The organism is Hymenobacter frigidus (genome assembly GCF_014640435.1).
In the GTDB taxonomy this organism is placed as follows: Bacteria; Bacteroidota; Bacteroidia; order Cytophagales; family Hymenobacteraceae; genus Hymenobacter; species Hymenobacter frigidus.
Map to the genome: position 1 here is coordinate 1 of NZ_BMGY01000051.1, position 25,310 is coordinate 25,310.

28 protein-coding genes and 1 pseudogene are annotated in these 25,310 nt (G+C 60.0%); 16 read left to right on the plus strand and 13 right to left on the minus strand.

What is annotated here, in order from left to right; all coding sequences use genetic code 11:
- Positions 1 to 211 (plus strand): annotated as a pseudogene (locus IEW17_RS17985) (IS630-like element ISMae25 family transposase); the annotation flags it as partial.
- Here the strand turns inward: IEW17_RS17985 and IEW17_RS17990 are convergent.
- Positions 208 to 588 carry a hypothetical protein gene (locus IEW17_RS17990; RefSeq protein WP_188563450.1) on the minus strand — a complete coding sequence of 127 codons (381 nt, stop codon included), beginning with the start codon at positions 586 to 588 and terminating at the stop codon, positions 208 to 210. The pseudogene IEW17_RS17985 and the gene IEW17_RS17990 sit on opposite strands and share 4 nt — an antisense overlap.
- A 467-nt stretch (positions 589 to 1,055) precedes the next feature.
- The gene (locus tag IEW17_RS17995) at positions 1,056 to 1,328 is read right to left on the minus strand and encodes a hypothetical protein (protein WP_188563451.1); all 273 of its coding nucleotides are present in this window, start codon (positions 1,326 to 1,328) and stop codon (positions 1,056 to 1,058) included.
- A 545-nt stretch (positions 1,329 to 1,873) separates the two neighbouring features.
- On the opposite strand from IEW17_RS17995, the gene IEW17_RS18000 reads away from it, so the two are divergent.
- The gene (locus IEW17_RS18000; RefSeq protein ID WP_188563452.1) at positions 1,874 to 2,566 is read left to right on the plus strand and encodes a DUF2975 domain-containing protein; all 693 of its coding nucleotides are present in this window, start codon (positions 1,874 to 1,876) and stop codon (positions 2,564 to 2,566) included.
- Positions 2,566 to 2,820, plus strand: coding sequence for a helix-turn-helix domain-containing protein (locus IEW17_RS18005; protein WP_188563453.1), 255 nt, complete (start codon positions 2,566 to 2,568; stop codon positions 2,818 to 2,820). Before IEW17_RS18000 ends, IEW17_RS18005 begins: the two co-directional genes overlap by 1 nt.
- Before the next feature lie 263 nt (positions 2,821 to 3,083).
- On the opposite strand, the gene IEW17_RS18010 is transcribed toward IEW17_RS18005, so the two are convergent.
- Positions 3,084 to 3,545, minus strand: a complete 462-nt coding sequence (locus tag IEW17_RS18010) for a nuclear transport factor 2 family protein (RefSeq protein WP_229749113.1) — start codon at positions 3,543 to 3,545, stop codon at positions 3,084 to 3,086.
- A gap of 77 nt (positions 3,546 to 3,622) precedes the next feature.
- Between IEW17_RS18010 and IEW17_RS18015 the strand changes: the two genes are divergently transcribed.
- On the plus strand, positions 3,623 to 4,057 hold the full coding sequence (locus tag IEW17_RS18015) for a winged helix-turn-helix transcriptional regulator (protein WP_262891849.1): 435 nt from the start codon (positions 3,623 to 3,625) through the stop codon (positions 4,055 to 4,057).
- A gap of 363 nt (positions 4,058 to 4,420) precedes the next feature.
- A complete protein-coding gene (locus IEW17_RS18020) occupies positions 4,421 to 4,876 on the plus strand; it encodes a Crp/Fnr family transcriptional regulator (protein WP_188563455.1) in 456 nt (151 codons plus the stop codon).
- A gap of 47 nt (positions 4,877 to 4,923) precedes the next feature.
- On the opposite strand, the gene IEW17_RS18025 is transcribed toward IEW17_RS18020, so the two are convergent.
- On the minus strand, positions 4,924 to 7,761 hold the full coding sequence (locus IEW17_RS18025; RefSeq protein ID WP_188563456.1) for a T9SS type B sorting domain-containing protein: 2,838 nt from the start codon (positions 7,759 to 7,761) through the stop codon (positions 4,924 to 4,926).
- Positions 7,762 to 8,141: 380 nt separating this feature from the next.
- Between IEW17_RS18025 and IEW17_RS18030 the strand changes: the two genes are divergently transcribed.
- Positions 8,142 to 8,489 carry a hypothetical protein gene (locus tag IEW17_RS18030; RefSeq protein ID WP_188563457.1) on the plus strand — a complete coding sequence of 116 codons (348 nt, stop codon included), beginning with the start codon at positions 8,142 to 8,144 and terminating at the stop codon, positions 8,487 to 8,489.
- 63 nt (positions 8,490 to 8,552) lie between these two features.
- Here the strand turns inward: IEW17_RS18030 and IEW17_RS18035 are convergent, their stop codons facing one another.
- Positions 8,553 to 9,086: a GNAT family N-acetyltransferase gene (locus tag IEW17_RS18035; protein WP_188563458.1), complete on the minus strand. Its 534-nt coding sequence runs from the start codon at positions 9,084 to 9,086 to the stop codon at positions 8,553 to 8,555.
- A gap of 122 nt (positions 9,087 to 9,208) precedes the next feature.
- Between IEW17_RS18035 and IEW17_RS18040 the strand changes: the two genes are divergently transcribed.
- From IEW17_RS18040 to IEW17_RS18075, 8 genes are all read left to right on the plus strand, one after another.
- Positions 9,209 to 9,913: a hypothetical protein gene (locus tag IEW17_RS18040; RefSeq protein WP_188563459.1), complete on the plus strand. Its 705-nt coding sequence runs from the start codon at positions 9,209 to 9,211 to the stop codon at positions 9,911 to 9,913.
- 282 nt (positions 9,914 to 10,195) lie between these two features.
- The gene (locus tag IEW17_RS18045) at positions 10,196 to 10,453 is read left to right on the plus strand and encodes a transposase (protein WP_188563460.1); all 258 of its coding nucleotides are present in this window, start codon (positions 10,196 to 10,198) and stop codon (positions 10,451 to 10,453) included.
- Between the two features lie 46 nt (positions 10,454 to 10,499).
- The gene (locus IEW17_RS18050) at positions 10,500 to 10,712 is read left to right on the plus strand and encodes a hypothetical protein (protein WP_188563461.1); all 213 of its coding nucleotides are present in this window, start codon (positions 10,500 to 10,502) and stop codon (positions 10,710 to 10,712) included.
- A 33-nt stretch (positions 10,713 to 10,745) separates the two neighbouring features.
- Positions 10,746 to 10,982 carry a hypothetical protein gene (locus tag IEW17_RS18055; protein ID WP_188563462.1) on the plus strand — a complete coding sequence of 79 codons (237 nt, stop codon included), beginning with the start codon at positions 10,746 to 10,748 and terminating at the stop codon, positions 10,980 to 10,982.
- A gap of 1,697 nt (positions 10,983 to 12,679) precedes the next feature.
- Positions 12,680 to 13,225: an RNA polymerase sigma factor gene (locus tag IEW17_RS18060; RefSeq protein ID WP_229749114.1), complete on the plus strand. Its 546-nt coding sequence runs from the start codon at positions 12,680 to 12,682 to the stop codon at positions 13,223 to 13,225.
- Positions 13,222 to 13,896 (plus strand): hypothetical protein, encoded by a 675-nt coding sequence (locus IEW17_RS18065; protein WP_188563463.1) that lies wholly within the window; start codon positions 13,222 to 13,224, stop codon positions 13,894 to 13,896. Before IEW17_RS18060 ends, IEW17_RS18065 begins: the two co-directional genes overlap by 4 nt.
- Entirely contained in the window at positions 13,893 to 14,834 is a 942-nt protein-coding gene (locus IEW17_RS18070) for a hypothetical protein (protein WP_188563464.1), read from the plus strand. The genes IEW17_RS18065 and IEW17_RS18070 overlap by 4 nt, the downstream gene beginning before the upstream one ends.
- A 7-nt stretch (positions 14,835 to 14,841) precedes the next feature.
- On the plus strand, positions 14,842 to 16,320 hold the full coding sequence (locus tag IEW17_RS18075) for a hypothetical protein (RefSeq protein WP_188563465.1): 1,479 nt from the start codon (positions 14,842 to 14,844) through the stop codon (positions 16,318 to 16,320).
- Positions 16,321 to 16,677: 357 nt separating this feature from the next.
- On the opposite strand, the gene IEW17_RS18080 is transcribed toward IEW17_RS18075, so the two are convergent.
- From IEW17_RS18080 to IEW17_RS18105, 6 genes are all read right to left on the minus strand, one after another.
- Positions 16,678 to 17,793, minus strand: a complete 1,116-nt coding sequence (locus tag IEW17_RS18080; protein WP_229749115.1) for a hypothetical protein — start codon at positions 17,791 to 17,793, stop codon at positions 16,678 to 16,680.
- Positions 17,794 to 18,226: 433 nt separating this feature from the next.
- A complete protein-coding gene (locus tag IEW17_RS18085; RefSeq protein ID WP_188563467.1) occupies positions 18,227 to 18,637 on the minus strand; it encodes an energy transducer TonB in 411 nt (136 codons plus the stop codon).
- Between the two features lie 86 nt (positions 18,638 to 18,723).
- Positions 18,724 to 19,788 carry a Fic family protein gene (locus IEW17_RS18090; RefSeq protein WP_188563468.1) on the minus strand — a complete coding sequence of 355 codons (1,065 nt, stop codon included), beginning with the start codon at positions 19,786 to 19,788 and terminating at the stop codon, positions 18,724 to 18,726.
- A gap of 159 nt (positions 19,789 to 19,947) precedes the next feature.
- Positions 19,948 to 20,253: a hypothetical protein gene (locus IEW17_RS18095; RefSeq protein WP_188563469.1), complete on the minus strand. Its 306-nt coding sequence runs from the start codon at positions 20,251 to 20,253 to the stop codon at positions 19,948 to 19,950.
- A 154-nt stretch (positions 20,254 to 20,407) separates the two neighbouring features.
- A complete protein-coding gene (locus IEW17_RS18100) occupies positions 20,408 to 20,956 on the minus strand; it encodes a hypothetical protein (protein ID WP_188563470.1) in 549 nt (182 codons plus the stop codon).
- Positions 20,957 to 21,110: 154 nt separating this feature from the next.
- Positions 21,111 to 21,614 carry a hypothetical protein gene (locus IEW17_RS18105; protein WP_188563471.1) on the minus strand — a complete coding sequence of 168 codons (504 nt, stop codon included), beginning with the start codon at positions 21,612 to 21,614 and terminating at the stop codon, positions 21,111 to 21,113.
- Positions 21,615 to 21,941: 327 nt separating this feature from the next.
- Between IEW17_RS18105 and IEW17_RS18110 the strand changes: the two genes are divergently transcribed.
- Together IEW17_RS18110 and IEW17_RS18115 are read left to right on the plus strand one after the other, a co-directional pair.
- Positions 21,942 to 22,517, plus strand: coding sequence for a Riean_0653 family protein (locus IEW17_RS18110; protein WP_229749116.1), 576 nt, complete (start codon positions 21,942 to 21,944; stop codon positions 22,515 to 22,517).
- Positions 22,518 to 22,849: 332 nt separating this feature from the next.
- Positions 22,850 to 23,701: a DUF5694 domain-containing protein gene (locus IEW17_RS18115; protein ID WP_188563473.1), complete on the plus strand. Its 852-nt coding sequence runs from the start codon at positions 22,850 to 22,852 to the stop codon at positions 23,699 to 23,701.
- A 474-nt stretch (positions 23,702 to 24,175) separates the two neighbouring features.
- Here IEW17_RS18115 and IEW17_RS18120 read toward each other — a convergent pair whose 3' ends face one another.
- A complete protein-coding gene (locus IEW17_RS18120) occupies positions 24,176 to 24,571 on the minus strand; it encodes a hypothetical protein (protein WP_188563474.1) in 396 nt (131 codons plus the stop codon).
- Between the two features lie 388 nt (positions 24,572 to 24,959).
- A complete protein-coding gene (locus IEW17_RS18125; protein WP_188563475.1) occupies positions 24,960 to 25,193 on the minus strand; it encodes a hypothetical protein in 234 nt (77 codons plus the stop codon).
- Between the last annotated feature and the right edge of the window lie 117 nt (positions 25,194 to 25,310).

The following is a 25,310-nucleotide window of genomic DNA, read 5'->3' on the forward strand; positions in this document are numbered from 1 at the left end:
CATGGCGGAAATTGAATTCTCCGCCCTTTCCCGGCAGTGCCTGGACCGACGCATTGGCAGCGCGCAGCAACTCGAAGAAGAGGCCCTGATTTGGCAAGCCCATCGAAATGCCGCTGCGACCAAAGTGAACTGGTCCTTCACCACCGAGAAGGCCCGCGACACCTTGAAAAACAGGTACGCCGACCTGACCAAAGAAAAAACTCAAAACTAAACTGTCAGACCACTAGCTAAGGTGGAATCGATGCGGCCCGTGGGCCCGACCTGCCAGATTCCCTTCCCCGTCTCAAAAGCAGGGGAAGTGCTCACCAATAGCGTATGGCGCAGCAGGGCCCCGTCTTTTGGCAACCGGTCCAATCGGATGAGGCCGTTGGTTCGGGTATAGCGCCCATGAGTAATGGTTTCGGAAAACAAACCGGCGCTGGTGTAGTTGAAGGTCCCATTGGCCCGTAATTCAAGCCAGTCGCCGCTGCCGGCCACCGGGTGAAAAGAAGCAAATAAGACCACGGGGCTAGCTGTAAAGTGCTGGAAACCCACGGCTGCCAGCAGGCACCCCGCCAGACACACGGTGGTTTTGATAATGTTAGCCATGCAACGAGCAAGGTAGCCAATCGTTCACGTTAACGGTGATTTTGTTGCTCGCTTTTTGGCGTATCGCCGCTACCCTCAATTAGCTCTGGTGCTGATTGTCCTCACGCTTCAGACCACACTTCAAGGTAGGAGTTAATGGGGCAGCGCGAGAGTAAGAACAAAAATCCCCGATAGGCCTCTCATAGCGTCAAAGTTTAGCCCTGAGGAAATGCTTTTGTTTCAATAAGTCATCTATCGTAGTCAACAAGAGTCGTTGATTAGCGAGACAGCCAAACGAGACGCATCCGTAGGGCAAAAGCTGTTTGCCATTCGAAACTGCCTTGAACAACTTAAAACGGACGCTTTCTGAGGCACTGGGTCTGCTCAAATTTCCTTAATGGGAATTTCTGTTCTTACTCTTGCGCCACCCCGAGCAGTGGCCGGTGTCGCGGATGCCGTAGAGGTGGCGAGACCCGAAGGGACCGGGGTTACGAGTCGGGGGCGTCCTGCGCAAAGCGATTCAGCAGCTTTTCGGCATCCTCTCCCAAGTAGGCGGTGCGCACGTACTCGTGCGCCTGGGTGAGGAAGGCCACCGTGTAGACGACTTCGCCGATCAATAACGGGTCGCCCTCGTCCAGCAGCAGGAAGAAGCGGCCGCGCACCGTGTCCGCCGGGTCGGTGCGCCGGCGGACGCCAAATCTTACCCGCACCTCGCCTGCCAGCGTGATGGTCGTGGCGAAAATTTCGGCGAGGTACTTCATGTTCGTTCATGCCGAGTGGCGCCGGCGCGGGGGGCTTTGGCGAGGGCGTGCGCGGACAGAAACGAAAAGCCAACGCTTGAGCGGGCAAGATACTGGTCTTCTGGTGGCGCACCACACCGGCATTAATCAACCCCGTCTAAGCCTCGCCGGCTCCTGCGTTAACGCTTGCCGAACGCACGTTCTGTAAACGTTATAAACTCGTCTGTCTACTACCGAACAGCTTCCAAAAAAGTGTTGAAAAACCGCTTAGACAACCGGCGTCTTCGGGTCATTTGCGTGGATAGCGCCAGTTCAGTCTGGACTATCAGGCAATTATCCCCCCATATGTCAGGTAGCTGATGCGCTGAATCCAGCGCGAGCCCAGCGAACAGAATACCTTTCTACGCACAGCGTGCTTATCATCGATTATCAGAAAGTATTTTTTGATAATCGATATTTATTTATTGTTTATCAATATAAATCTTGTTTCTTTGGGCCAATACTTCACTTCCCCAGCGCCCCTTGTGACTACCTCTTTCCTGTGGATGCTTCGACTCCTCCGTTTTATGGCCATTATTTTTCTGGTTGCTGGCGCGGGTCTTGTCCTCACCTTACTGGGGCGTACGGCCGATGCCGTTGCCGTTGCGGACCAGGAAGTGCGGCTAAGCCTGCACACCAATCAGCGAGCGGCGTTCAGCTTCTGGTACGGGGTGCAGGCAGGATGGGAAGACGGCTCCAAACCCAAGTCCCATCCCCGCACGGATTGGGATCAACTCCCCCCCATGCACTTGGCTCCCAGTCAACAATTTGATTTAGTAGCCAATCCCACTGCCCCCTTGCTCCGCTACCAGGAGCCCAGCGCCTGGAGGCGGGTAGCGCTGCTCTGCTTGGGGGCCTTACCGGGCGAGTTGTCGCTGCCGGGGCTGCTCTTCTGGATTTATGGAAGTTGGCTGCTGTTGCGACTGCTACAGGATGTGACGCCCGAAACGCCGTTTATGCAGGCTAACGCCCGGCGCTTGGCCCAGCTCACCTTCCTCATCCTGGGCCTGAACCTGTGGGACTATGTAGCGCAGGTAAGCGTACTGAACTTAGTGCCCGCCTTTCGCGCAGCGGGCGTAGCGCACGCGCTCAACCGGTACGTGCAGTTGAGCCCCGAGGACCTGATTCCCGGGCTCCAGGTTGGGTTTATGTTGTTCGTCATTGCCGCTGTATACCGGCGCGGCGTCGAACTGAGCCAGGAAGCGGACTTCGTAATCTGATGCCCATCCTCGTCACCCTCGACGTGATGCTGGCTCGCCGCAAAATGTCGCTCAGTACCCTAGCTGAAACCGTGGGTATTACCCTGGCCAACCTGTCGATCCTAAAGAGCGGCAAGGCCAAGGCCGTGCGCTTCAGTACGCTGGCTGCCATTTGCCAGGCGCTTGACTGCCAGCCCGCCGATTTGCTGGAACACCGCCCCAGCCCCACTGACCTTGCCAAAAGCAATGACCAGTCCACCGGTAGTCTTAAATAGAATGTAGGGAGCAGTGAGGAGAAGGTGAAGTGGTCTAGCTAAGCCGGACACAATTAGCCTTGGTTAAAAGTTTGGTACAAAGGTTAGACGGATGGCCACTCGGTAGGCGTACCACCACCAACTAGCGCTGCCTCGGTGGGCCCAGAAAGGTGGACCTTTCGGACCCACTAGGCCACAGATTGTGGCTCCCTTCATTTCACAAGTTGTAAGGCGTCGTTTGCAGCATGTAAAAGAGGTGCTGACAATCAAACTGTTGATGCTCTTCAGTTGGTTGACGACTGGGGTGGTTTCGATTCCGATCCAACGAAGGCTTGCGCGACGGCGTGCGTATCTTCGAACATGCGAAAGCGGGTGATTTCCTCTTCGACAACCTGGAGATCGAACACAGACTCCGTAGGAATAAGGCGACCCGTCGCGCGCAGTTTCGATTCCAGTTCCCCGATGACAACGACCCGGCTGCCCTTGGAAAGGAAGTCCGAAATAGTGAAATGCTGATTATCAAGATGTTCCTCAATCTGCCGCCAAAAATCAGCCACGCCGACACGCCCCGTTTTGCGACCGATCCACGGCACGACTTCCGTGTCACCGGCTACGTACCAGTCGACATTTTCCGAGAAAAGCGCGGCTATTTTTTCAGGCGCGTCTTTCGCGGCGAACCGCCGAAAAAGCTCTTTGGTGGTTTCTCCAGGGGACATGCCTTCCTGTTTAAACGGTGATTGTTTCATGCTGCAAAGGACCCTGTTGCGCGCTCCCACTACAATAACTCACCCGAAAGTGAGCCGCCTATTTCTCCGCTCTCCCGATGGCCAGTAACTTGAAAGAAGGTACCACCAACGCGCAGAATCGCCGGGTTTTATCGGAGGGGTGCTCGGTCAATGAGGTCTTGCACGAGATTAGCCCCCGGTGGAAAATGGAGCTCTTGCACCGCATTGCGCACGGGGTCGCCCAATTCAGCCGGCTCAAACAGGTCTTTCCGACCTTGTCGGACCAGGTGCTGGGTCAGCGCCTGGGCGATTTAGTCAGCGAGCACTTGGTCGAAAAGACAGCGGTGGCAAGCACCGTCCCGACGCAAATTCACTACACGCCCACGCCCAAGGGCCGCGCCCTGCTCACCATTATCGATGCCCTTCAGCAGTGGGGCCAGCAGGATTGGTCCAACGACCACCAGGGCGATGAGTCCGCTGGGGGCCGTCCCAAAGCGAACCAATTTAGCCCTAAAGTCAACCAGTGCATCTAACCTAGATTCAAAAAGGTGTAGTGGTGTTGCAGAACTCGTTGAGCAACGCGGGAACGATCCTATGGACCTACTCAGTGCGTGTAAAAGAACGTTGGACAGTCTTGCTGACTCGACACTGAACCAGCATTAAAATTGAGGTGTGCGCCCAAACCTGTCATTATTTATGCACTAGTTTGCCTCCTACAACGACGCGTGCCAACACTCCGTCCTTTGTTACCTATTACCCTCACCCAACTTCTTATACATCCACGTCCTAATAGTTCCTTGCTTAGCTAGCCTGCCTCATCCTGTGTCCGTTTCAAATCGAAACGGGAGCAAGCGCTTGTCTCTACCATTTTATCAAATTCCATCAAAATCCAGCCGATGAACTCATTCTTCCAATCGCTGCACATCCTGACTGAAGCGGAGCTGGTCCAGTTGGATGGCTTGAAGAGGCCGAAGCTGCTCCAGAAGGGTGATTTCCTGATTCGGGCCGGCACTGTCTGCGCCGAGTTTGTGTACGTTCGCTCCGGGTTGCTGCGCTCGTTTCACGTCAAAGACAACGGGGAGGAAGTGACGTACTGCCTCACTTTTCCCGGGCAGCCCATGACGGCGCTTTCCAGTCTGATTACCCAACAGCCCACCAAGGAAAACATCCAGGCCCTCGGCCCCACGGAAATGGAGGTGCTGAGCCGGGACGTGTACCGCCTGCCCGTGCCCGCCCGTCTGGCGGGCACGCTCACGCTACCGCTCACCGCCCTGGCCAGTGGCCTCTACGTGTGCGAGCTAAGCTGGCCCAGCCAGCCCCCGGCCACGCGCAAGCTGCTGGTGCGGCACTAGCGGCAGCGGCTTTTTCTTCTTTCCACCGTTTAAGTGAACTGCGCAACTTACCGGATTACTTCCAACCATCCCTTGTGCATGACGTTCGTTGTCGCGTTGCGCAACAGGTAATAATACGTGCCGGGCGCCGCGTCCCCGCCCCAGTCGTGGCGGTAGGCAGCGGCGTGGTACACCTGCTTTCCCCAGCGCGTGTAGAGCGTCAGGTCCCAGTCGCCTTGGGTAAGGCCCTCCACGACGAACCGGTCGTTGCGCTGGTCGTTATTTGGCGTGATGACGTTGGGGATTCGCAGGCAGCTGGCGTAGGCCACCCGCCGGCTCGCGGTGCGGGTGCCGCAGGGCGTGGTGAATTGCAAAGAATAGGTCCCGGGCTCGCGCACCAGCAGGCTGGGGCCGCTGCTGCCGTCGGACCAGCGCCGGACCACCCCGGGGCCCTCGAACGCGGGCGCCTGCAACCGCAGCGGCTGCTCCAGGCACAGCGTTGTATCGGGTCCGAGCGTGAACGCCGGGGCCACGGGCGCCGGGTACACCTGCAGCGAGTCGCGGCTGGTGCACCCGCCCTCGTAGGTCAGCAGCACGGCGTAGGTGCCGGGGGCAGTCACCGGCACGGTGGGCGTTGTGGCGCCCGTGTTCCAGCGGTAGGTTAAGGCATCGGAGTTCAGGGCAGTGAGTTGCAGCTGGGTACCGGGGCAGAGCAGAGTGTCGCCGGAAACCGAGGCGACCACGGCCCGCGGCGGGCCCACGGTGTGCCGGGCGGTGACGACGCAGCCGTCGGCCAGAACGGCCCCAACGGTGTAGGTGCCCGCCTGGCCCACGCGCAGGGTGGGAGTGGTGGCCCCGGTGTTCCAGCGGTAGCTGACGACGGCAGCCCCGGTGGCCGTGGCCGTGAGGGTCGTGCCCTGGCCGGGGCAGAGCTGGAGGCGGCCCGTAATGGCGAGGGCGTTGGCGCTTATTTCGTGCCGGGCCGTGACCTGGCACCCCGAGCCGTACGTGGCCGTCAGGGTGTAAGTGCCGGGCTGTGTCACGGTGATGCTGGCCGACGCGCTGCCCGTGCTCCACCGCAGGGCAGGCGCACCCGAGAACGTGGCCTGCAGCGTGACCGCAGCGCCCGGGCACAGCCGGGGGCTGCTCGCGCCGATGGCAAGCACCGGCGTGAGGGCCTGCACCCGGTACGACAGCGTTTGGGCGATGCCGCCGGCAAAGGTGACCGTGACGGAGTAGGTGCCCGGCTGCGTCACGGTGATGGCCGCCGTGGTGGCCCCGGTGCTCCAGCGGTAACCCGTGACCGTGCCCGTGGTGACGGCTCGGAGCTGCACCTGCCCGCCGTTGCAAACCACGGTGTCGCCGGCCACCAGCAACGACGGCCCGGCTTGGGCACGAGCCAGGAAGCCTTGCGCCACGTAGTTGCCTTGCAGGGCCAGGGTGGGGCCCAGGCGAAGGGTGCTGCCAAAGACGCCGCCCAGCACCGGCTCGCCCGCCGGGCTTATCGCCAGGGCGTGGCCGCTATGGAAAGACGTAATGCCCACGCTCGACGTGAACCCCGGCAGCACCCAGCTCCAGTTGCCCTGCGAGTCGAGGTTGGCCAGGAAGATGTGGCCGTTGGCGTTGGGATTCTGCACCACCGTCGCGCCAAAGACGACCGAAGAACTGTTGAACGTGCCCGTGACGTACACCTGGTCGCGGGCATCTATGGCTAGCCGGCTGCAGGCCTCGTACAGGCTGGTGCCCGCGGGGTTGCCCCGCACCGGAACGGCCCAGCGAAAGGCCCCGGTTCCGGGGTCCAGGCGGGCCACGACCCCTTCCGTGGTCACCCCCGTGGAATTGGTCAGCACCGTGGTGCCGAAGCGGGCGCTGGCACCGTTGTATGCGCCGGCCAGGTACAGGTTGCCGGCTCCGTCCAGGGCCAGGTCCAGGCGCCGCGTGCCTGTGCCCACGCCAATCTGGTAGCCGCCCTGGATTACCTGGCCGCGGAGGTGGCCGCTGGGCACTACCCACTGGAAGATGCCGCTGGAATCGAGGCGGGCCACAAACCCGGACGGACCGGGCAGGCTCAGGGCGCCGAAGGAAGTGGTGGGGCTGTCGGTGGTGCCTGCCACGAAGACGTGGCCCCGGGCGTCGGCGGCCACGGCGGCCCCGGCCTCGTCCAAAGCCCCGCTGCTGTGCACGGCCCAGCGCCAGGTGCCCGGCGGGTTGAGCCGGGCCACGAACATCTTGGGGCGGGCGTTGGGCGCGGCGGGCAGCACCGTGCTGCCAAACCGGGGACTGTCAGTGTAAGAGCCCGTCAGGTACAGGTTGCCCGCCGGGTCGCGGGCCAGGTCGTTAACCAGGTCGTTGCCGGGGCCGCCCGCACTGGTCGCGCCCAGCCAGTTGCCGCGGGCATCCAGCCGGGCGACGAACACGTCGGCGGGGTGCAGCGCGGGCGGGGTATTACCAGGCGTCCGGTTGGCCAGGCTCACGTTGCCAAAGGCCACGGTGCCGCTTCCGTACACCCCGGCCACGGTGGCGTTGCCGGCCGGGTCCAGCACGAGGCTGGTGCCCATGGCCGGGGCCCCCGTACTCTGCACCGCCCACAGGAAATTGCCGGCCGGGTCAATTTTGGCTACGTACGCGGCGGTGGGTGAAAAACCGCCTTGGGCGGCCGGCGCCGTGAGCAGGAAAGAGTCGAAGCGGACCGTTCCCGTAAAGGAGCCCGTGACGTACGCGTTGCCGGCCGCGTCGACCGCGAGGTCGAACAAGGCCGTCCGGTCGAAGCTACCCACCGGCGTGCCCACCAGCTGGGCCTGGGTGAAGGCGGCGACCTGGGCTTGGGCCGACAAACCCTGCAGTCCACCAACAAATAGCAACAGCCAGCAGAGCGGCACACGGAAAACCAAAGAAAAAAGGCGCATCAGAAAAAATGGTGGCCCGCATATGCAAGAAGCGAAGCCCTACAAAAGTAGGGAGCCTCTTAAGGCTTCGAACGTTGCTTTATGCTAATTCAAGATTTCTTGATTATTTAAATTGAGATTGATTCCGGTACTGTCTAGCTGTATGAACGTGGCTGTTGCAGGACTCCATGCGGCACTGTTTGGCAAGGCAGCCACGGGCCGAACCACGCCAGGAAGGCAATCCACATTCCTTTTTCGTTCCCGTTGTCGCTCGCCTGCGCTGTTTATGAGGTTCTGCAACAGCCACCGTTTTCCTGAACGTAAGGAGGCGGAAGCAACGGGACTAATTTTGTGGGCTTCTGGGTGGTTTGCCTTTTTGCCGACGACTGCTGCTGACCTCAATGAATATCCCCTCGACTAAGAAAATTCTGCTCATCATCGGGGGCGTGTTGGCGCTGTGTATTGCCTTGTCTGAATTTGGCCTGTACTGGCAGCGAAAAGACACCCCGACCTTTTTGCTGGATATGTGGGACCACTTGCCCGAAAACCCGCGGATGGTGGCGCGGCTTGGGGAGGATGCGCTCCCGAAATACGGGTACAATGTGTACGACGTGGAGAAGGACACGCTCCCTTATAGCTTCTCCTTGCACGGCTACAAGGGCAATCTGGAAATCAAGGGCTATGCCGTCAAACAACAGAACCGGTGGGTGCCGGTCAAATCGGATACCCTGTTCATCTCAAACAAATAACTGCTTCGTCCTCCTGAACGCTCCTTACTTTGAACGCACCTCGTTTACCTTGGGACCGTTTTCTTAGACCACTGGCCCCTTTTCTTGCTGCCATTCTGCCTTTAGGACCGACATCACGATTTTGTCGTGGAACAGGCCGTCGCGGCAGCAGGCCGCGCGCAGGCGGCCCTCGACCACAAACCCGGCGTTGGTGTAGGCTTTGACGCCGCCCCGGTTCGGTTCCGAAACCGTGAGCATGATGCGATTGAGCCCGTGCACAGCAAAGCCCAGGCGCAGCACCTCTTTCGTCACGGCCGTGCCCACCCCTTTTCCCCAGTGGGCTTTCTCCCCAATGAAGATGAAGTACTCGCCCGATTGGTTGGTGGCCGACAGGTTCGAGAGGCCCGCGTAGCCAATCAACGCGTTGGTCGCTTCCAGGTAAATACCGAGGTTGAGGCTCTTCTCATCGCGTAAAGTCGCCGCGAACCAGTGGTCAATCTGCGCCGGCGTCTTCATCGCCTGGAACGCGGACAGCGAATAGCGAATGGCTTCGGGGTCGCCAATCCACGGGTAGAAACAGGCGCCGTTTTCCGGTTGCAGGGGGGCGAGCGTAATCATCGCAGTCTTTTGAGCGAAGGTACCATCCTCGGTTTGCTATCCAGCCTCTTACCTTGCGGCATTTCGTCGCAGGCGCAGCGCCCGTGAACGCCGCCATTCGGATTTTCCTTTCCCCCTCTCGCATGAAAATCGGTTTACTCGCCGCCTTGCTTTCGCTCCCTTTTGCCAGCCACGCCCAGCAGGCCCCGGCGGGCGCGGCATCGGTTTCGGTCCAAAGCGGTCCGGCGGCCGACACGGCCCTGCACGTCATCAACAAGGCACTGCTCTTTGCCTGGGGCACCCTGACGCTAATGGACGGGCGGGAAGTGCACGCCTATTTTCCGGTGTTTACCCAGTACCCCGGGATGGATTTTCCCTTTGACTACTACTTCACCCCGCCCGAGGCCAAGCCCACCCCCGCGTACCACACAGCGCGGGTGGAGGACGTGCGCCGCCTGCAAGCGGGCCCCTACTACTTCGAAACCATGCGCATAGACGGGCAAAAAAAGGCAAAAATCCTGGCCCAGCGCATGGCCAATGGCCCGGTGGAGTTGTTTTTGCAAGCCGAGCAACAGCGCGCGCCGTTGCCCATTCCCGTGCCGGGGGCCATCCTGCACACCGCCATTCCCTACACCAACAGCCACTTTTTTGTACGCCGCAATGGCCAATTGCAGCAGGTGCAACGCGCGGCGTTTGGCGCGCAGATGAGCCAGTACCTGGCCGACGCGCCCGCGCTGGCGGCAAAAGTGGCGCGGGGCGACTCGGGCTATCACTACCGCGACCTAGTCAGCATTGTGACCGAGTATAATCAGCACATAGCCACCGCACCGGTCCCTAGCGGCCAATAATGGACAATGATGCCATTCCGACCCTTTCGCTGAACTCGGAAGGCTAACATTACTGTGGCTCCGTTGGGGGCCACAACTTTTCATGCGCCAGTTGCAACGTCTCTTGGAGGGCTTCCAACGGAAGTGAAAGCTCCCGCTTTTGCAGGAAATACAATTCGACGCGCTTTCCTCCTCGGGCATCTTCGTAGACTGAGGTGGTCTAGTTATGCTGGACAGAACAGGGTGGTATCTTGAGGTGGCCTAGTTAATCTGGACAGAACAGGGTGGTATCTTTCCTTCGTCATGAAAGACACCCCAAAACCCGACAAACGCCGCAAGTACGATGCGGCCTTCCGCGCCGAAGCGCTGCGTCTGGCCGAGCAAAGCCGCTCGACCCAGGCGGCCGCCCGGGCCCTGAACATCGACCCGAAACGCCTCTGCCAATGGCAAAAGAACGCCCAAACGCCGGTGGCGGCCGCTTTGGGGCATCCCTGGACCCGGACACGGCGGCCGAACTGCGCCAGCTGCGGGCCCTGGCCCAGTGGCAGGCGCAGGAGCTAGCCATTTTTAAAAAAGCCATCGTCCTCGTCTCCGTGATCCCGACCCCATGAGTCGTTACCGCTTCATTGCCGCCGAGCGCGGCTACTACCCGGTGCGGCGGCTCTGCCAGGTGACCGTACCGGGTAGCAGCTACTACGCCTGGCAAGCAGGCCAGCAGCGGGCCGTGGGGGCCGCCACGCCGGCGTGGGAAACAACGCTGGTCAAGACCTTCCGGCACCATAAGCGTCGCTACGGTACCCGCCGGTTGCAGGTCGCGTAGCGCTGGAATGGGCGCCGGGTGGGCCGCCAGGTCATGCGCCGGGAGTGCCTGCACGCCCTGCAACCCAAGGCCTACACCCCGCGCACGCCCGATTCCACGCACGGGCTGCGCTGCGCCCCCAACCGCCGGCTGGACCAACCCAAGCTTACCCGAGCCAACCAGGTGGGGGTGTCCGACAGCACGTACTTGCCGCTGGCCAACGGCGACTGGGCCTATCTGTGCGCCTTTCAGGACATGGGCACCAAGCACGTGGTGGGTCGTACCCGGTAGGGCTGGCATGCGGGGGCCACCATGCCGGAAGCATTGGTCACCACGGCCTTGCAGCGGGCCTTTTTCGCCCAACCGCCTACCCCAAGCCTCATCGTCCACTCCGACCGGGGTCGTACCCGGTAGGGCGGCCAGTACGGCGGCAACACCTACCGCGCCCTGCTCCATGACCACGGGGCCCTGCGCTCGCAGAGCCGCCGCGGTCGTACCCGGTAGGGCGACTGCTACGATAATGCCCTGCCGGGTACGACCCAAGCCGAAAGCCGCTGGTCCCGGCTCAAAACGGAGGTGCTCAAACTCCGCGAGTGGCCCGTTTTTGCCGACTTGGTCGACGCGCAAGTCAGCATCGCCGACTATTTTGACTAGTACAATCACAATTACCAGCACTTCGGCGCTGGCTACCAGACGCCGTATTGCACTCACCAACAATTGCTTCAAACCATTATCTTAAACCGTCCAGCCTAAATGGACCACCTCACAGATACTCACAACAAGCAGATAATATTTTCTGCCGTGACCAACCTTTTGCGCTCCGCTGCGCACTTTGAGCAACACCCCCTTAGGCGATTCGCCTTGCCCCGTATGCTAAGCCCGCGCGATGTGCTCTATTAGCAGAACGCACCCTGGCTCTACAACATTCGACAGCAGGTAATGCCGTGCCCGTCTAAGACTACGCTACCGTCCCGGCTACCGGCGAGAGCACTCATTTAAGACCATGTTTTTCTCGCTATTCACCCCCTTTTTTCCGCCTCTTATGCTGCAGTTAGTTCGTCCGCGAATGCTCGTGCTCGCCACTATGACGTGTTTGTCCATCGGTTGCGGGCACCCGGAAGAAACGCCCCAGCCGCGGCAGCCCGCACCGGTCGCCTTCCTCAGCACCCATACCGTGTCCGTGCGCTATCAGGTCAGGCCGGGGGGTGGGGCTTCACAAGGGCTACCCCAGGCCCTCAACCTGCTGGTAGAGTACGAGCGGGTTGGTCAAACCGGCCCGACGAGTTACCGGCTATTGCCTCCTACGGTTGAGTTACACGACCCGGTGGTCCGCGATAGTGCTCAAGAAGCTTTCCTTTCGCGCGTTGCGGCCCATCCCGGCACCCTTCGCCCCTACGTTACGGTAACCATATGGGAGGAGCAGGCGCTTCCCACGGCTGCTAGGACCTCGTATGAGGTTACGTGTGACTTGGTGCTTGATGGCAAGGTGGCGGAGCGCACCACCTACTCGGTCGTTGCCGGGCAAGTCCCCCCGCTGATGGCCAGCAGTCGAACCCAAATAATGCCTTGAGCACCGCTTCGCGGCGTCGGGCCGCCAAGGGCAGTTCCGGTTGGTGGTGTTCCGGGGGGCCAACGTCCGGCGAGAACGTTGCCACGCGGTTCAACACCTCCCCAAGGGAAGTGAGGACGCAGCTCTCGAACGAAGGCAAGAAGGGCCCGCCTAGCAACTTCTTCCTAGTGACGACGGCACCGAGCCATTGCCGCAATCAGCGGCCGACCAATCAGCCGCAGGAGCCCACGCTTTTGGTGGAGGCAACCACACTTGGGCGAAGGGGCTAGCGCACTTTAAAACCCCGGCTCCGCCCCCAGCAGCGCCATTCGACCCATGCGGGTGCCTGCTCCCTGCTGCGGGTGAAATTATTTCTGCCTTCCCGACCAACCATTGCGGCCCGGCCCGGCACTTTGAAGCAAAGAAACTAATAAGGTTTGTGTCCGACTCGCCAACGCCCCTGTCTTTCGAAGAGCAGCACTTGCTGCGCGGTTGCCTAGCGCAAGACCGCCAGGCGCAGCACCGCCTGTACGAGCGGTACAAAACGGCGTTGTTTTCGTGCACTCTGCGGATTCTCGGCGAGCGGGCCCCCGCGCAGGATGCATTGCAGGACGCGTTTGTCGATATTTTCCAGGGCTTGGCGAGTTTTCAGCAGCAGTCCGCGCTGGGCGCTTGGATGAAAACCATTGTGGTTCGGCGGGCCCTACGCACCCTCCGCCGCGAGCAGCGCACGGAACTATATGACCAAGCGCTCCACCCCGAACCCGTCGTTGCTTGGCATGACAAGCTCACGGGCGAGGCTTTGGACCAAGCCATCAGGGAACTGCCCGCTGGCTACCGGGCGGTGTTCTGCCTGGTGGAAGTAGAAGGCTATGCCCACCGCGAAGTGGCCGAACTGCTGGGCATAACCGAAGGCACCAGCAAGTCGCAGCTCCACCACGCGAAACGCACGCTCCAGCGCAAACTTCAGTACGTATACCCATGAGCCAGAACTTAGAAACCCCCGAACCTGGCGGGCCCAACCTGCGGCGGGCCCTGGCCCATCTGCCGGCCCACGAACCCGACCCGGGCACTTGGGCGCGCATCGAAGCCCGGCTGACAGCCGAGTCGGCGCGCCCCCCCGCCTGGCCGACGCTTCCAGGGCATGCGCCCGACGACGACCTCTGGGCCGCCATTGCCGCTCGACTGGATTCGGCCACAGCGGCCGTAGCGCCCCGTCCGCCCGCGGTGCTACGGCCGCTGTGGCCCGCCCGCACCGGGCACCGGGCGCTGGCGCTGGCCGCGAGCCTGCTGTTGCTGCTGGGAATATGGTGGCAACTACGTCCCGTTGCGTCGGGACCCACTGTGGCCCGCGAAACCGTGACGTTCAGCGAGGAAGCCGGCGCGCCGTCGCTCCCTGCACCGGTCACCGACCCGCTGGAGCTCCAAGGGTTGTCCTTCATTGACACCCGCTGCTCGTCGCAGCCCGTGGTGTGCCAATCCCAGCAGTTCCGCAGCCTGCGCACCCAATTGCAGGAGCTGGAAAGCCAGGAAGTACAGTTGCGCCAGGCGGCGTACCGCTTTGGCTCCTCTCCCGAATTGCTTCGGGAGCAAGCGCGCCTCGTCACCTTGAAGGCTTCTTTCACCCGCCAACTGGTTCAACTCCTCATCTCATGAACTTCCCCTTTCACTCGTGCTGGGCAGCGTGGCGTACGGGCGCCTGGACCATGCTGCTTGGGCTGCTCACCGTGCCCATCGCGTGGGCTCAGCAGCCGGTCCAGGTAGTGACCCGTACCCTGGAGCAAACCTGGAATTGTCCACCCGGCACGGTCGTGCGCATTCGGGCGGAAAAGGCCACGGTGCGGGTGCGCGGCTGGGACCGGCCCACCGTGCAGGTGACCCTGCAGCTCAGCGCCCGGCACGCCGAGCGCGCCGTCGCCGTGCAGGACCTGCCCGTGGCCCAGTACCGCCTTCAGCAAGCCGGCAACAAGCTGGACTTGATTAACCTGTTTGTGCTGCCCGCCGGGGCGCCCGCCGTGCGCAGCGACCTGCGTGCCGAGTATACCGTGCTGATGCCCGCCGGCAATCCGCTGCAAGTGGTGAATGCCTACGGCCACACCTCGCTCGCGGACCTGCACGGCTCGCAGCAGCTGACGCAAAATTTTGGGCAGGTTACGCTGCGTAACCTGCGCGGCACGCTTGCGGTCACCGCCCGCTACGCCGACCTGACGGCCACCAACGTGCAGGCCAACTTCACCTGCGAAGCCAGCAAATCGGCCATCCAGTTGCGGGAGTTGGGGGGGACTTGCTTGGTGCGCAACTACTACGGCAGCATTCAGGTGCAACCGGCGGTGGGCCTGCGCAAGCTCACGGTGGAAGCGGATCGCACGCAGATAGTTATCAGCACCGCCGAACCCGAGCGGTTCACCTACCAACTCCAGGTGTTGCAGGGCGAGCTCAGCGTGCCGCCGGCCTACGCGGCGGCTAAAAAAATCACGACTGCCCGCGCCGCACTGACCACCCAGCCGACCGCTATTGCGCAGCCCCTGGTGCGGGTAAATACCTCCTACGCGCCGCTGACCTGGCAAATACAACCTCTCTCCACGCCATTCTGATTTTTCAATGAAGACGCTCTCCCCTTTTCGTGGCTGGCAATTTTTGCTTTGCGTTGGCTTGCTGGCGGGCTCTGCCGGGCGGGCTTCCGCCCAAACCACGCCCAACACTACGGACCTGAAATACGGGGAGGAAGCGCGGCGGCCGCCGGCCGCCGACGCGCCACTTCGGGTGCAGGAGGAGCAGCGCCACGTGTGGAAGCTGGGCCTGAACAACGTCCAGCTTTTTACGGCTGCCTTTGGCCCCGATAGCTACTATACCCGGTACGGTTTCCACCTTGCCTACGAGCGCAAGCTGAACGATCCGGCGTGGTCGGTGCTGGGCGAGGTGAGCCCGGCACTGGGGCGCTATCGGTCCGAATTCAGCCCGCAGAGCCGCCGGGGCCTGAGCGTGCGGAGCCAGGTTGCGGGGCGTTACTATTACAACCGGGAGCAGCGCCTTCGCAAGGGCCGTTATGCGGGCAACTTTTCAGCCAACTACCTGTCGGTTGCGCTGGGGGCCGGCTGGGGCAAAGAGGCCCACGAAACCCCCTTCTTCCTGTACCAAAATGATAGGAGACGGTTTGCGACGGCCGACGTCGCCCTGCTCTACGGCCTGCAGCGGCGCCTGGGCCGCTACGGCTTCGTCGACGCCAACATCGGCGCGGCGGCCCTGCTCTTGGCCGGAAAGCCCGTGGTGGGCCTGGGCAGTAGCCTGCGCATCGGCTTCACACTGGGGGCCCAGCCGCCGGAGCATGCCAGCGAACGGGCACCCGCCCGCGAAGTCGTGTCGCTACAGCCCCGGTATTACGCGGGAGCCTCAATAGGCGGTTACTTCTACCGGGTGCGCTATTCAGAGCAGAACCCTTACCCGGCCCCCGTCATCAGAACTTCCCCCACCGAAACGCAAACAACGAACTATCCGGCGTCCGCCCGGGACGGCTACGGCAGCTACGCCCAGTACGTTTCGGCAGGACCCGTGCCTTATCTGTACGCGGGCTATCACGTGGCGCCGCGTTTTGCGGTTCAGCTAGGTGTTCAGTACGGCGAGACTTTCAACGAAGAGCCCGTAGGCACGGTCTTCAATACTGCCGAAGGCCCCTTCACTGTGCCCAACCAGGTGCTCACAGAACGCGGGTTGGCGCTGCCCGTCCTGGTGCGCTATGCGCTCACCCCCTCCTTTCTGCGCCGGGTGCAATTCACCGGAGTGGGCGGCCTGGTGCCCGTGTGGTCCACGGTAACGTTCCGGGAATACGCCATTGCCAATCGCCAGCTTACTGCCCAGGAAACCTTTGAATTCCAACGCCGGGCCTTCGGTCTGCATGCCACCCTGGGCCTCGACGCCAGCTACGCGTTTGGGCGCCGCCGCCGGGTGCAGGCCACGGCCGAATTTCTTCTCAACAAAGACGTGCAAACTATTTTTCAAGCGGGCCGTCACGACCCCGCCTCCGGCGCCTTCCTAGCGGGCGGGGGCAGTTTTGGGCTGCGATACCGGTTTGGGTACCGGTAATTCCATAGAACTGCCACCCTTATACCACTCCTTTCGGTGAACACCTGGCAGCGGCCCAGTATCAGGTGCCAGCAGGCCATTGCAGGGCTGGATGAGTTTCGGAAACTCAAAACCAGGTGCTTTTTCGGGCCTGGGTAAACAGGATTTTGGGGGCAGTGGGGGAGTGCAACCACTCTTTCCCTCGTCTGGGATTTGTCCCTTACCATAATGCTAGTTATAAGAGCCACCTTGGAATAAGAGCGGTTTTTACCCCCACTACCCCTGTCTGCTGAACGTGTACTTTTCTGGGGTGCACTTTGGCATTCAGGAATCTGATCATTTAAATTTATGACTAATAAACTGTATCACTCGTGACTGTTAATAATAGCTGTAAGAGTAGTGATACCTATTTGTTGTGCACTTTTCGGCCGTGGCATCGCAGGTCTGCTCCTCTAGGATGTACCCCTGCGCGTTGTACTGGTACGCTCGTTCTTCAAGAAGTTGACCGGGACAGGAAAAGCCGCATTCCTTCTTTACGACAAGGTCCGAAGCGGTGCACTTCGACACGTTCCCCTGGGGAGTGTATTGAAAAGCAAGCTTTAAGAAATGGTACCGTGCACCTCCTGCGGTTGAAGCCTCTGGTGGATCTCTCAGTTCAAACCGTGTATGCACCTGACCGCGGGCATTATAGCGATACACATGCCATTGGGCCGTATCTCCTGCGGGCCCGGTTTCCAGCGCCTGGCTCAAGCGGCCGTTTTTATCATACGCGAGGGTAATGACTTGGTCCAGCTTTCCGCCACGGGTGGCGCGTTGCTGCACGGGTTGCTGCTGCGAGTTGTAGACCAGACGGGCTTCCCAGATGGGCTCGCTGCCCTCTTGGTAGACATCCCGATCGAGTCGGCTATCCAAGCCAAACGTTCGCGTATTGAGGAGCCGCTTCACCCCCCTCGTTTCTAACTCCTGTATTTTTGGATGCTCCACCAGTTGTTTCCAACTGGTGATGGCTTCAATGTAGCGGAAGCGGTTGTGGTTCTTGAGTTCGGTTTCCGGATCGCAGGTGTTTCTCCGCGCATATTCCTGTACCTGCCAGCCCAACCAAGGGTAGCTGTAGTCCTTAATCTTAAAACCCGCATTGGAGTGCAGTTCGTAGACGCGGCTCATCCGTTCGCCTTCGTAAACGTAGCCGGTGATCATGGTAATGTAACCACCTGGCCAGAAATCGCCCACGTACTGCTTCTGGTGATGAAAAACGACCTGCCCTTGCCGGTTGTAAGCGACAATGTCCATGGGTCGCCCCCCCTGGTACCGGATCACCTGTCTCAAGCCGGGCGCCGCCGGTGGGTGATCGAACCTGATATCATCGTCCACATCGGGGAAGAATATGCGAAACTGCAAGTTGCTCAGGTCTTTCTTGCCTCGGCAAGCGCTGAAGTGGAGCAGACAACTGAGTGCGATGAGCACACCATATCGAAGGCACATGGGCAGACTCATAAATGGGCGGCGGAACCACGTCGCCTCTGGCCAAGATAAGGGAGTCCGGTCATTCACAGCCATCGCACTTGGGTAAAGGACCAAGCCACCACCGCGCCGATGGCGTTACCGTTTCAGCACGTGCGCTACAGCGGTACATAGCGTTGGGCTTGCGGGGCGAGCTGCGAGTGGAAGTCTAATGGCTTCACATCGTGGCACCACGCTCTCCTCTGGGGCCAATGGCAGCCCAAGCGGGGCGGCCCTAACTAGTTGCTTATGCGCTGGAATTATCAGTTTACGAAACTCATCCCTCTGGCCCGTTTCGTAAACTTTGAATCGTAGACGAGTTTCTTAAACTCGCCTTGCCCTATTGGGGCCAGCTGGCCACCTGGTGCCGGGCTGATTGCTGCCGTTCAGGCAAAGGAGCCAATTAGTGCTACGGTATTGACGCTTATCATTCCCACTTTCCGGAGCCCGCAACTTCAAAATGATAAATGGTTGTCATTTTAACCGCAACCGATTTACCGGCCCTTTGAGCAGGCACAACGCGCGGAATGGCCTTCATAAGGCGAAGGAGCTCCTGTTCACATAATGAACAAACCTGTGGATGCTCAAGGACGCGCAGGTTAGTTACCTGCCCCTTGGCGCTAACTACATAAGAGAACACTGTTTTTTCACCTTCATCCATGCCTCGTTTCCAGTGAAAAGCCGTGCGGAGGTAGGCGTTGATGCTCAACACTTTCTTTTCATAGATAACCTGGGGCAGTCGCTCTACTTCGGTTATCAGGTATACGTGCTTTTCGTCTTGCCGCTCGACGTGTGGCAAGAACATACTGGCCAGTAAGAAGCTGAAAATGCCTTTCATATTTACTGCTTTGGGTGTCCAGCGAAACGGTGATTTTGAAAGTCTATTCCGGTGTCGTGGCGTCCACTCCCGCCTAGCAGCGCGGGTTATCCCAGTTGGGCGAGCAGCTCGAACAGGGGCTGGTTGACGTAGTAGTTGGAGTTGGCGTGCTTTTGCTTGACCAGCACGCCGTCCTCAGCCAATTTGTTCAGATAACCAGCAGCTGTGGGCCGGCTCACTGCTAACTCCTGCTGCACGAATTCGATGCGGGTGTAGGGGTGTCGGAACAAGTTGTTGAGCAGGTCCTGGCTGTAGAACTTGTAGGGGCGCAGCCGCTGTTTCGTTTCCTGCATCAGGGCGCGCAGGGCCGTGATGAGCACGATGCTCTCGCGGGCCGTTTGCTCGACGCCCGTGAGCAAGTACAGCAGCCACGGCTCCCACTCCCCGGTGTCGCGCACGGCTTGCAGGTGGCGGTAGTAGTCGGCTTTGTGCTGGGTGATGAACCGGCTTAGGTAGAGCACGGGGATGTCGAGCAAGCCCTTCAGCACCAGGTACAGGATGTTAAGGATGCGCCCGGTGCGGCCGTTGCCGTCGTAAAAGGGGTGGATGCTCTCGAATTGAAAGTGGAGCACCGCCATTTTTACGAGCGGGTCCACATCGTGCAGGGAATCGTCGTTGAGGTATTGCTCCAGGTTGCCCATCAAGTCGAGGATAACGGCCGGGTCCTGCGGGGGCGTGTACACGACTTCTCCCCGCTGATTCTTCAGGGCGGTGCCCGGCAACCTCCGGTACCCACCGCGGTCGCGCTTGAGTTCCTCCTGGATTTGGGCAATGTGGTTGGTGCTCAGGAACCCGTACTGCTTCACCAGGGCTGTGCCCAGGCGCAGGGCCGCCGCGTAGCGCTGCACCTCCTTGGCCGCCTGCGAGTCGCCTAGGTGGAGTTCGGCGTTGAACAACTCGTCGTGGGTGGTGATGATGTTTTCAATGGCGGAGCTGTCCTTCGCTTCCTGTAGCGGCAGCGTGTCGAGCAGAATGCTCTCGTTGGGGATGGCCGCCACCAGGCCCTTAAGTTCGGCCAGGGCCCGGTGCGCGGCGGGCAGCTTTTTGAGCACCGCGCGCGTTTCCAGCTCGGCGGTGGGCGGAAGGGCGGACGGTTGCCAGGCAGTCGGCATGAAGGGAACGCGAAAGCGCCACGGATAAAGCCCCGTTGGCTGTGTAAAGAAACTTCATTTTTCTTTGCAAAGCCAATCACCCTTTGTAAAAAAAATCACTTTTCCCTTACAAAGGGTCGTCCCTTGAACTTGTCCCGTTCAGTGAAACGAGGGAATTTATTACTGATAGCGGCGGAGGCGCGTGATGCGGCAGCCTGATTTGGATATGACCACTTGCCCGCCCCCGCCCTCTATCCCCTTTGTGTACCGGTCCGCTAAATCAAACTCAAACACGTAGGTCGAATCCGTTTCCGAGGAGGTGACCACCAGTTGGTTCGGCTGTTTTTGCCGCGTGAAGGCCCGGTAGGCCACGGCTCGGGCCTGCTCCGCCGAGCATGAGGCACCCGTGGTCGGTGTCAGGGCAGCCCGGTGACAGCCACTGCTCAGCAACACGCCGGCGCTAATCAGTAATATCGCACGCATCATGGGCGGGGCGTTTAGGTTCGACAGCCAAATATGGCGTTAATCTATATGCCGTTCAATGAAACGGTCCCAAGCTAAACGAGGCCCGTTCAGTTGAAAGAGCGTTTAGGAAAACGGTCTGGACACGGAGTATGGAGCGTTGTCCGCTCTTACGTCCTTACTGGCAGTGGTAATACCACTGCGCTTCCACTTTCCTTTTTGTGCGAAAAAACGCTTGCCACCGGGCGTCGAGCGCGGCGGGCTTTTTTAGGTAAAACACCCGGCACTGGGGCCCGAGAAGAAACGTGATAACGCCGTTCGGGTCCGGGGACGCGCGCACCGTTAGGGCGCCCAACGCGCGGTACAGGCGGTCCAAGCCCCGGGCGTAGGTTTTGGCGTGCTGCAGTGCCGCGCCTTTTGGCACGCGTTCGCGTTCGGCCAGCCGGTAAATGTCCGCCCAGTAGGTGCTGTCCTCGCGGAGCATTTGGTCGAAGTATTCGTAAGCGGGCAGCGTCAACGTGTCGCCGGGCACGAAGGTGTGGGAGTCATAGTAATGGAATCGCCCGTCGCGTTCGTTGCGGACTTCTATAAAGACGTCGTCGAACAGGCGCAGGTCCTGGGTCCGGGCTCGCGCAATGAAGCCCCGCGGGTTCCCGTCGAACCCCGGATCCGGAGCGCAGGCACCCAGGACCATGGCCATCAAAACGAAGAGAAGTGGTTTGTTCACGCTATCGGCAGAGAAGGGGCTGGCGATCCAAGGTAGGGCAACTACCCGGTGTTCCGAGCCTTCAGCTTTCGTTTAGCGAAACGGTAGCTAGGTAAACGAGGCCCGTTCACCGAAAGGAGCGTTTATATCTGCACTGCTGAAGAAAGGAACAGGTTCATTTCAATTCCGGGTACTCATCGGTGTCGGTGTACTCCACCTTTGTGCCGCGTTCCAGCACCCGCAAACTCACTGGTTCCGAAATAGCGGGGTGCATAATCAACTGCGTGTGGTTCAATCGCAATTGCGCGTCGACCTCGCGGCGGAGCTGCTCTTCGTTGCACAGGGACTTAAACACCGGGTCATAGACCAACACCAAGTACCCGGCGGCTCTGAACCAGTAATTGGGATAGTTGTCATTGACCCCGGGATGGACGGCTAAGTGGGAAATGTAGGTGCATTTGCCGCCCCGTACGGGCATCGAGGCCAGCGTTAAGCAACTGGTCTGCGGCTTCAGTTGGTGGGCCTTGGTGTACCGCGGTAGGCCTTCCAGCACGGCCGAATCCTGCCAGCAGACGCGGTAGAGTTCAGGGGCCGCAACCTCCGTTTTGCCAGAGTTTTGATGATCAAAGAGGAGCAAGCTACCGCCCGCTAAGGCCAAGAAGGGAGTACTTTTTTTCATGAGGCCGTTTGAAGACCGAAGGCGTTCGGCCGTACCCAATATTAGGCGGTTGTGCTCAGAGTGCAGCGCCCCACACGGTTCAAGTAAACGGTGGTGGCCTGAACACACGCTGTTCAAAAATAGGAGCATTCGAGTTGAAGGTCTGCGTACCGCGTTCCAGTTAATGTCCTTTTATTAGCTTGTAACACCTTAAAACAAAGTTTATTGAGTGGGCATGGGGCCGAGGGAAAAGTCGAAAGCATGCGCCGATTGGCTCGCCGGGGCCCCCTCGACCCGCTACGTTTGTGCACCGGCCCGCCCTTGGGCCACCATTCCCACTCCCAAGCCATGCACAACGTGTCCTTTCCACGGTTTTTGATTCCGGTTTTGACCCTGGGGCTGCTGGTGGGGAGTGGTTGCAAAAAAGACGGCCCCGAGGCCGCGCTGCCCCCGGCAACGCAGGAAGGCAAGAACACGGCCGGGTGCTTGGTGGACGGACAAGCCTTCGTGGCCCGGTCCTCCGGCGGGGGCGTGCTGAGCGCGCCGCTGCCGGCCCTGGGCGGGGGCTTCGCCTTCGACAGCCTCTATTCGCTGACCCTAAACGGGCAACTGAACGGCCGCGGCGTTGAAATTGCCTTGTTTGTGCGCGGGCAACGGCCCGGCCCCTACGCGTTGGACCAGACCACGGCGTTTTACCCGCAGGGCAGCCCGCGCGTGGTCCTGAACCACGCCACGGTTTCCTTCCGCGACCAGGGCCGGGAAGTATACGGGACGGATGCCCAACACACGGGGCAGGTCGTGTTGACCAAAGCCGAGGTTCGAAACGGTCTTTCCGCCGGCACCTTTGCCTTTACCGCCGTCAGCAATCAAACCCCGGGCAAGACCGTCACCATCACCCTGGGCCGGTTCGACCGCAGACTCTGAGCAGTGCCTTTCGGGCTTCATTCTGCTGGGATGCAGATTGAGGCCACCTCCCGAAGGCGGTGTTCGGGTTCGCGCAAACGGTCCTGGCCGTTGCAGAACCCGCGGCGGCCTTGCTTGGCGGGGGACCCTGCGAGCTGGACCACGCGGGTAGGGGGCAGTGCCGTGAGCCTTTTACCGGCCCACCGGCGCCCGCTTACCCGGTTTTTTGCGTTACTTAGCGGGGGCTGCAACAGCCACGGACCGAACAGCAAACGGCGGATTCCCCGGTTGGTGTAGCAACGCCCAAGCACGCCTTAGGCGAACACTTCCCCCCTTACTTCTCTACCCGCTTCATGAAAAAGCTTCTTACCCTGCTGGCCTACTTCGTCGTGGGGGCCAGCTGCGCGCAAACCAAGCCGACGCAGGTGCTGCTCGTCGGCACGTTCCACTTCAACAACCCCGGCGCCGACGTAGCCCAGGTCAACACCTTCGACGTGACGACCCCGAAAGCGCAGGCCGAGTTGGAAACGCTCGCGGACAAAATCCACCTGTTTCGCCCGGACAAGGTGTTTGTGGAATGGCCCTGGAACGAGCAACGCGACCTGGACGCCTTGTACGCCCAGTACCTGGGGGGCACGTACGCGGCCTACGTGACGGCCAAGTACCCCAAGCCCGCCCAGCGGGATTTTTACCTGAAAAACGAGATTTTTCAGCTGGCTTTTCGGGCAGGAAAAAAGCTAAACCTGGTGAGAATTCACGCCATTGACTACAAGACCGATTTTCCCGGCGACAGCGTGATGAACGCGATGAAAGCGGCCCGCCAGGAAAAGTTGGCCAAAGACGTGGCCTCCCAGCTGGCCACGTACCAAGCCAGCACCAACAAAAAGCTCGAAACCTACACCCTGACCCAGGTCCTGCTCGACATGAACACGCCCGAAAGCCGGGCGTTCGACAACAGCTTCTACCTGACCTTGATGAACCGGGCCGGCACGGCCGACGCCTTCGTGGGGCCGTTCCTAGTGGCGGAGTGGTACCGCCGCAACCTGTACATGTACTCGCTGGTGCAGAAACTCACCGAAACCCCGGACGACAAGGTCATGATCCTGGCCGGCGCGAGTCACACGGCCCTGATGAAGGGGTTTATTGATGCAGACAAAAACTTTGAAGTGAAGGAGTTAAAGGCAATTGTGCGCTTGAAGCCGTAGGCTTTGCCCGGCACGCCGTGCCCCGGGCCGGGTGCTCTTCCCCTGCGCGTTGCAACACCCGCTTTTCACGGGGCCGTGGCGCGAAGAGCTTCCTGTGTTTGCGCTGTCAACCCGCCGCGCCCCGGGCCCTGGCTGGGCGGCACCCGCACGGTCCGGCCCCCGGGCCTGGCCACTCGCCACTCGCTCACCGAAATGAAGGCTGCAGCCATCAGCAAGTTGGCACCGCATCCCCGCCAGCAACAGGCGGCCCGTTGCAGTAGGGCAACTTTAGTCCCTCGCTGCTATCAGTGGGCCTATTATCAGCACGGATGCGCCGGTGAAGTCGCCACGGTCGGCGGCAAATTTTATGCGTTCGGCCAGCGTTGTATTTCGTCGATTTTGCTGGGCGAAAGCAGCAAAGCGCCACGCCAAGTACCAGTTCAAGAAAACGGTCGGAGAGTAAACGCGCGCTGTTCAGGCAGAAAGGGCAGCACTTTATACCGCCGGTTGTGCCTGGTCTTTCTTGAAAAGCAGCCCCAATGCCCACACGGGAATGGCATACGACAAAGCAAATGTGACCAAGTAGAGATAATCCTGCGCTTGGGCGGCTGCCAGCAGGCTGTAGCCGAATACCTGCTGTACTACCCCTACCATAATGGTTAGCACGAATACAACGGCTAACGTCACCTTCGCCCACCGCTTGCCGAGCCTGACCGCGTAGTATAAGCCGAGGTACGCCGAATAAACAATGACCACCGCAGGCAGCGGCGACATCTTGGCCGCATGCAGCACCTTGGTCCGCACAATCTCCGCTATCAAGGAGAACATCCAGAACCCAAAAAGAAGATTGGAAGCCAGTATGTCATTCCTGTGTTGCGGAAGGGTCGTCATCGGGTAGCAAGTTTGCGAGCAGGCCAAAGATAGCCGCTCATTAAAAGGCCCCGGCAGTCCGATAGGTCCGAAAGTAATGACTACGTTCAGGAAAACGGTACTGGCTTAAACTCGCTCTGTTCAAAAACAGGAGCGTTAATGGCTAGGTTTGATTTCAGGAAAAAAATGGTTCATCAACCGTTTTTCTACGCTCTCGGCCTTGCACACACCCGCCACTTCCAAGCCATAGCATTGCTCTGGGGTCCGTTTAAAAAATGCCACAAGCCATGTACCATAGATTTGCCCTGATGAACCGGTCCGGTAAGAACACAAAAAAGCCCCAACCGTGAAGGGTCGGGGCTGAAACAGGGGGAACACAAAGCGTGCTCGCTTACGGTAAGCTTTGCGCTTAACTTACCACTCCCAAGTACTTAATCATGTCTGAATATCCACTCTTTGCACTTGCCTCGTCAGGGTAAGTAAATGTTGTTGCCACTGAGTATGTGTGTGCGATGACAACAACATGTTCGTAACCATCATGCGCCTGTCGGTTTACTTCTCGTTTGATGCTCACCACATTGTCAATATTAATGATGTGTTGATTTTGGGGGTTTTGAGGGTCTTTGATGGAAATAAAAGCCATTGGGTAAAGGGATTTATGTGGAGTGAGCCACAAAGAAAGGGTGGAGCGTTAAACTAGTGTTCTGACAACTTAATTACAGTATTATTAGTTTGGGTAGCGTACCCCCCTCCTTTCCCC